The organism is uncultured Methanobrevibacter sp. (genome assembly GCF_937906425.1).
Taxonomy (GTDB): Archaea; Methanobacteriota; Methanobacteria; order Methanobacteriales; family Methanobacteriaceae; genus Methanobrevibacter.
In genome coordinates this window covers 1-7,591 of record NZ_CALCYR010000066.1, presented here as the reverse complement: position 1 = coordinate 7,591, position 7,591 = coordinate 1, and the positions used below count along the sequence as shown (strand labels likewise).

Genomic DNA, 7,591 nt, shown 5'->3' with positions numbered 1-7,591 from the left:
TAAAGAAAAAGATAAAAAAATTAAGAAAAATTAAAAAAATTAAAGAAAAAAATTAATAAAATTTAAAAAAAGACAAAAAAATTAAAAAAATAAATAAAGTAAATTAATTAATAACTAATTTAGCTGAACTAGAAACAGGAGCATAATACTTGTCTCCTGCGTATTTTACAGTAAAACTATAAGTCTTTTTAGTAGACAAACTAACCTTAACACTTGCAATTCCATTTGAATTGGTTTTAGCAGTGTATGACTTTCCATTGACTGTAAATGTAATTATCCTGTTTTTAATAGGATTTCCATTAAGGGATTTTAATGTTGCAGTCAATGTCTTGGTCTTTGCACTTGCCTTATATGTCTTTTTGGCTGTTGTCAAATTAGGTACTTGTTTAACAACATTGATTTTAGCCACAAAGAAGGATGCACTGTAATTTTCATCCCCTAGGAAACATAATGCAAAGGTAAAAAGGTCTTCCCTTGGAAGATTGATTTGCAAACATGCAAAACCATTTGAATCTGTTGTCTTGTTGTAAACCTTTCCATTAAATCCGAAGTAAACTGTCTTATTTGCCAAAAGCTTGTCATTTGAATCCTTTAATGTAATATTGAAATACTCACCTACACGACCGTCTGTAACTGAATCCACTGTAATGGTTTCCATATCACTGTATTCAATGAATGTTGCCAATCTGGAAACCTTAAATGTTTTAAAGTCAAATGAAGAGAGATAATCATCATTAGCCCTAAATATTGCAAAAACAGCATAAGTGTCTGCAGATAAATTCTTTAAAGAAAGTCTTGCCTTACCATCCTTTAATGTCAGATTGTAAGTTTGTCCTGAAACTTGAACAAATATGCTTTCATTCAATGGATTTGAATACTGGTCAGTTAAGCTGAAGTTTACTGCAGCATCCTCACCATAGATGAAATCACTTACAGAAATCTCCAATAGGGTTTTGACAGGATCCTTTCTAATGATTTCAAATGATGTGAAATTCCAGACAGGATCGTATAATGAAGTTCCATTGAAAATAGCAATTACTGTGTAATTTCCACTTGCCAAAGAGCTTAAATTGATTTGAGCCTCCCCCTCAATCAATTCAATGGATTGGGCATCCATACCACTGACGAAGACATCAACCAGCCCATTGCATTTATCCAAGTTGATTTTAACTCTTGCAGAATCTGAAGAGATCTCATTGACTTCAATAGCCAAAGCAGCATCGATTTTTGAAATTGAAAACTTGCCATATAAGCTTGAAGGATCATAATTCTCATTGCCTGCAAAGATCAAACTGAAATTATAGTCTCCCGGAAGAATGTCTGAAAGCCTTACGCTTCCCTGACCATCCTTAAGCAGAATGCTTTCATTCAAGAGGTATCCTGAATCATCACAATTGACTGCAAGCTCAACAGTCTCATTTAATTTGGAATCATCTGATGCAGTCAAATCAATGGCAAATATAATGTCTGAACCGTCAAAATCAAGAGTGTAATTTAAAGCAGTAGAAACAACTCCCAACTTAATGATGGATGTCTTTACAGTCAATTGGCTGCTACCATCATATTCCCCAGACAATAAAAGCTCATCTCCTGAAAAGCTGTTTAATGTGTATTCATATAATGAGCTTTCATTATTGAAGCTCATTAAAACAATCATATCATTGAAATTAAGATAGACATTGGAATCCTCAATCAGATTTCCATTATCATCCATAAGCCTTGCATAGATTTTAAAGTTTTCCAATGAATTGTAATAATATGTTTTATTTTCAAGCAAAACGAGACTTACCGGAGACTCAATCAAAGATGTTGACCAATAATTGTCATTGTATATTGTTGCATAATCTGCATCAATCCGGTTTGCTGAAAGGCTGATGTTTTCATTGTTGTAGATATTGTCTCCATTTAAAATTGCAGTGTTGAGTGAGAATCTTGAATCTGCAATCATTGCAGTTCCGTTTGCATAGACTGCACCTCCATTTAAGGCAGCATTGTTTTCAATGAAAGTACAATTGGAAAGAGTACCATTTTCCATATAGATTGCTCCTCCATTTCCAGCGTTTGTCAAGTCAAAGTAATAGTAATATTCATTCACTTCCTTGAATCCTTCAACATCAACCCAGTTTTCACCGAAATAGGAGTTTTTAACACTTGTATTTGCAATTATATAGATTGCTCCCCCATCAAAATAGGCATAGTTGTAAATGAAATTACAATGGTCAATGCTTATTTCACTATCATAATATGCAGATTCGCCGGTATTCTGATTATAGTCATAGCAGCCGACAGAATATATTGCACCCCCATAGTTTGCACCATAGTTGCTGATGAAATCACAGTCTGCAATACTTGCGTTTCCAGCCAAGAATATTGCTCCTCCACAGTCATATCCAGAGTTGTCCATAAAGCTTGAATTGGATATGCTTCCATTTCCATGCCAATAGATAACTGCATCTGCATTGTTTAAGTTGAAATTACAGTTATCTATTTCATTATGGGCATTCAGGTAAATGATTCCGGGACCCTTTGCCTCTTTAAGGTTAGCATAGTTATCTGTGAAGTTTGAATCCCTTATTGAAACATCCGCGGAAGTGTAGATTGCTGCACCTTCTGCTCCCACATAATAATTCTCACCATAACAGCTCAAGTCATAATCAAGACCGCCGCTTGCAGTGTTGTTGATGAAACTGCAGTTTAAAAAGCTTGAAGCTCCATTTAAATAGACCGCACCACCGCTTTCAGCCATGTTCTTGATGAAATTACAGTTTATGAAACTTGAACTGCCATTGGAATAGATTGCTCCACCATCATAGGAACCATATTCCCCATAATAATGAACATAATCCCCATCCAAGACATTGTTGTTAGTGAAATTTACATCATTAGCAATCAATGAACCTAATGAGTATATTGCTCCACCGCAATAGTCTGAATTTGCATTTATAATATTCAGGTTTCTTAAAATCAATGTGCTTGACTCTGTAATGTTAAATATTCTTGCAGAGTTTGCACCATCAATTGTAAAACCATTTCCATTGATTTCAAGATCCTTGTCAATTAGAATTCCTGACTTTGAATCCCAGCTTATGTATTTGTAGTCAGAGGACAGGCTAATCTTATTTGAGGAAGAATCAATCAAATCATTTAAATCAGACAAGGATTGGATATTAGAAGTAGACAATTGGGAATTAGACTTTACAGAATCGTACAATTGAGAATTAGACTTAACAGAATCAGAATATTGAACATCAGAATTTATAGGATTATGAGATAAATCATTAGATTCAATTTCATCAATTGCCAAATCATCAATCTTTGCATCCTTGGAAATAGAATTTTCATTAAGCATTGCATTATCCAATGCAAGACCATCCGCGGCTTGATTATCTGCTGCACTTAAAGATCCAATGAATAAAAAGGATAAAAGAATAATACAAAGTAATAATAAAGTTTTTTTAGTGTTTTTAATAAATATCCCTCCAAAATAAGAATAAATTCTTTTCTTCTTTAAAAAAAAGAAAATAAAAAACTACATAATAATTATTATAAAATCAAAGAGATAAGAATTATAATTCATATCCTTAAAAAAATATTTTAAAAAAAATTAAATAATTTTAAATAATCATAAACTATTTAAAATTCATATTTATTAGTTAAATCAAATTTAAAGATTAAAAAACTAAAATAATTATAAATTAACTAAATAAAATTTTAATAAAATACTAATATTAAATATGATATGTAAACTTATATAATTTTCTAAAAATGGTCAAAATTATTGAAAACTTTATAAAAATTTAGATTTAAATTGGAAAATATTTGAAAAATGAGCAAAAATAGAAAATAAAAACTAAAATTATATAAAAGTTAAAATAGTAAAAGAATAGAAAAAATTAAAAAAATAGTAAAAAAATGAGTAAAAAAAATTTAAAAAATAGTTAAAAATAGTGAAAAATAGTAAAAGAATAAAAATAGTAAAAGAATAAAAATAGTTAAAGAATAAAAATAGTAAAAGAATAGAAATTAGTTAAAAAGTTTAAAACTTAATAAGAATTAATCTAAACCAAGAATTGTAAAACTAAAAATGGACCTAAGGAAGCAGCTAAAAACAGCAATATGCCTAAAGCAGTTATAACTCTTTGCTTATCCATTATTCCATTAATAATTAATAAAATACTGAAAAATCCAAGTATTAAAGGGAGAATGTGTGAAAATATAATTATAAAACCATTTGCCATTTTATCACATTAAATTTTAATCAAATAATATTTTTTAAAAATATTTAAAATAAATTTTTTACAATTATTTATAGATTTATATAACTTTATATTTAAATTTAACATTAATTCATTCTATAAAATATAACATTAATTCCATTTAGAAAAAACAAATGAAAATTAATTATTTAAAATGGATTTAAACTTATCTCACCCTTATGCAATGCAGTTCCAACCAAGGCCTTCTTGATTCCCAAATCTGAAATTGCATCCAATTCATCCTTGGTGATTCCCCCACCTAAAATTATCTTGTCCTTGAATTCTGCAAAGCTTTCAAGCAATTGCTTATTATAGCCTGCTTCTGTTCCAACAGATGAAATGTCAAGCAGGATGATTTCATTAGGATCTATTCTTCTTAAGACATCCTTAAATCCTTCCAAATCCATATCCATGTTCTTGCAAAGCAATTCATTGTTTTTAACATCAACACTTACAATAATTCTTTCCTTCGGATATTTTTCAAAGATCTTTTCCAATTCCTCAATGGAATCAAGTGTTTCAGTAGCCACTATGATTTTATATGCAAAATCGAGCATGAATTCAAAGGTTTCCAAATTGTCAACACCTACATCCAATATTACAGGCAAGATTGTATTTACTTCCTTGATTTTATAGATGTTATGATTCCCATTCCTTTCAATTAAATCCAAATCAGCTATATACATTTCCTTTGCATTGGACCTTTTTAAGGAACTTGCTATTTCCACAGGATCTGATGAAGAAGCATAAATGGTTTGAAGTGGAGTGTAAGTTTCCCTATTGCCAGACTTGCCAGAAACAGCTACAGAATTCATTAAATCAATAACAGGAATTATTTCTAACATAAAATTCACCAAAAATAATTTTCTAATTTTAATAATTCATAAAAATAATAATTAATAAATTTCAATTATTTTTCTATTATATTTTTCATCAAATAAATATTTACCAAAATAAATTATGAAAATTAAATAAAAATTTTATAAAAAATAAAATAAAATGTTTTAGAAAAAATAAATCAAGTTTATAAAAATAAAATAAAATAAAAAGTTTTAGAAAAAATAAAAAAAATTTTCAAAATTAATTAAAATTAAAATTAAAATTAAAAGGAAAAAGGGAAATTCCTAATAATAATAGTTAAAAAAAGATTTTTTAAGATATGGAGAAAGAAAAGAGAAAAATCTCTTTTCTTTGTGTTTAATATACTAGCTTGATTAAAAGTTAAATATGAACCCTTAAACATAATTTATACTTTATAGTATATAAAGTTTACTTGAAAAAATATAAATTTTAATTGAATTATACAAATTTTAATCAAAAATCAAAATAATGAATATAATTTAATTAAATTAAAAATTGTAATGAAATGTTAAAAAAATAATTAAAAAAAGAAATAATGACAAATCAGAATAAAAATTTAAAAAAAATTAATGATAAAAAAAAGACAAAAAATTTTTAAAATGCAATAATTTTAAAAAAGGAATGATAAATTAAAAATAAGAATTAATGATAAAAAGAAAAAAGAAAAAAAGAATTAAATTAAAAATAAGAATTATGATTAAAAAGAATAATTAAAAAACAACTATTTATAAATAATTTTAAACAACTTTCTAAATTTCAATGCAAGACGTTTAGGCAATTTTAAAAATACTTTTAAAACGTCCTTGGCATCCATTTCAGAATAATCCAAATCTACAAAAGCTTCAAAAACCTTATTTATATCATCATCATCCAAAGATTCATAAACTTCACGAACCACACTCAATTTAGGAATGAAGCCTCTTGATTTTTCCTTATACATTTCTTCATATTCCTTTAAAGCTTTAGCAGAATAATCCCCTTCATTAATTGCCTTGGCTGCAACTGTACCTGCACACATACCGCCAAGCATTCCCAAAACAATTCCGCCACCGGTAATTGGGTCAACCTGACCTGCCGCATCACCGCAAGCAAGGAAATTATCATCATAAATCCTTTCAATCATCCCGCCTACAGGAATTCCCCCAACATTCAATCCAACAGCCTTGGCATTTTTAAGTGGAGGATAAGTATCAACAAATTCATTTAAAATATCAATTGCCAAATATTCATTAGATGCATTGATTCCTATTCCAACATTTGCACTGTCCTCACCCTTAGGGAAAATCCAAGCGTATCCTCCCTGTGCAAATGCTCCCAGGTGCAATTCCAAAAGATCCATTCTCTCGCATTCAACTCCAACCATCTCATATTGAACACCGGACATCATGTCAAAGGGCTTAGTAGATGAATTTATTCCAATGCACCTTGCAATATGTGATTCAGGACCATCAGCAGCAATAACTATTCTTGCCTTGATTTCAAATATTTCCCCCATATGTTCACAGATTACAATGAAAAAATCACCATCATCATCAGATTGTCTTTCAATTGACTTAACCAATGTTTTAATCATTATTTTACTGCCTGCCCTTCCAGCATCCATAGCCATATACTTGTCAAAGACCTTACGTTCAATGATATAACCCTTTTCAGGCAAAACTGTTTCATCAAGGGTAATTCTTGTCTTATCAGGAGCAATCAATGTTCCTCCATTGATTCTTTGACAAACCCACATTGGGTCGATTTCAATTCCAAGCCATTTGAATCCGTGGTCATAAACTCCTTCAGCACATCTTTTAGGAGTTCCTATCTCTGACTTTTTATCTATTAGGATAACTCTTGCCCCACCTAAGGCAGCATGCTTAGCTGCAGTGGAACCTGCAGGACCTGCACCAACAACTACAATATCCGTTTCAATCATATTATCATCTGGGAAAAATAGAAAAAATAAGAAAAAAAATAGAAAAAAACAAAAAAAACTTCAAAATATTGAAAGGAAAAATTATCAAAAATATTTGAAGCTATTCTCTGAAATTTTCGTTAATGTATTCATCAAGTTCGAGGTAAGAGTCTTCGATTACTTCATCGATTATTTCATCTGATAAACTTGATAATTCATCTGCATCAATGTCAACATCTACATCTACATCAAGTTCTTCAGTTTCATCATTATAGGACACATCAATATTTACATCCATTGTGAGAATTTCTTTTGAAGACTTTACAGAAGCAAAAATTTTCCTTTCAACAGTTTCTGCAAAAAAGTCTGAAATCATGTCAATATCTTCTTGGTTTAATTTCTTAAGTTTTGATTCCATTGAAACACCTAAAATAAAATTGAATTAAAAAAATTATTACTATAATATTATTTACATAAAATATTATTTAAGTTTAAAATATTATTTAAGTTTAAAGATTATTAAAATTTTAGAAAATATAAAATATTTTAACTTTAAAAATAATTAAAATTTTAC

Annotated in this window: 4 protein-coding genes; all 4 read right to left on the bottom strand. The window is 29.1% G+C overall.

Annotation, left to right across the window (positions count from 1 at the left end; all coding sequences use genetic code 11):
- Positions 1-103 precede the first annotated feature (103 nt).
- The 4 genes from Q0138_RS01860 to Q0138_RS01845 all read right to left on the bottom strand — a co-directional run bounded on the left by Q0138_RS01860 (position 104) and on the right by Q0138_RS01845 (position 7,435).
- Complete coding sequence (locus Q0138_RS01860) at positions 104-3,361, bottom strand: Ig-like domain-containing protein (protein ID WP_297980119.1); 3,258 nt, start codon at positions 3,359-3,361, stop codon at positions 104-106.
- Between the two features lie 1,044 nt (positions 3,362-4,405).
- Positions 4,406-5,101, bottom strand: coding sequence for a HisA/HisF family protein (locus Q0138_RS01855; protein ID WP_297980116.1), 696 nt, complete (start codon positions 5,099-5,101; stop codon positions 4,406-4,408).
- Between the two features lie 737 nt (positions 5,102-5,838).
- Positions 5,839-7,038, bottom strand: coding sequence for an NAD(P)/FAD-dependent oxidoreductase (locus Q0138_RS01850; RefSeq protein ID WP_297980114.1), 1,200 nt, complete (start codon positions 7,036-7,038; stop codon positions 5,839-5,841).
- A gap of 100 nt (positions 7,039-7,138) precedes the next feature.
- Positions 7,139-7,435, bottom strand: coding sequence for a DUF3194 domain-containing protein (locus Q0138_RS01845; protein ID WP_297980110.1), 297 nt, complete (start codon positions 7,433-7,435; stop codon positions 7,139-7,141).
- Positions 7,436-7,591: the final 156 nt, after the last annotated feature.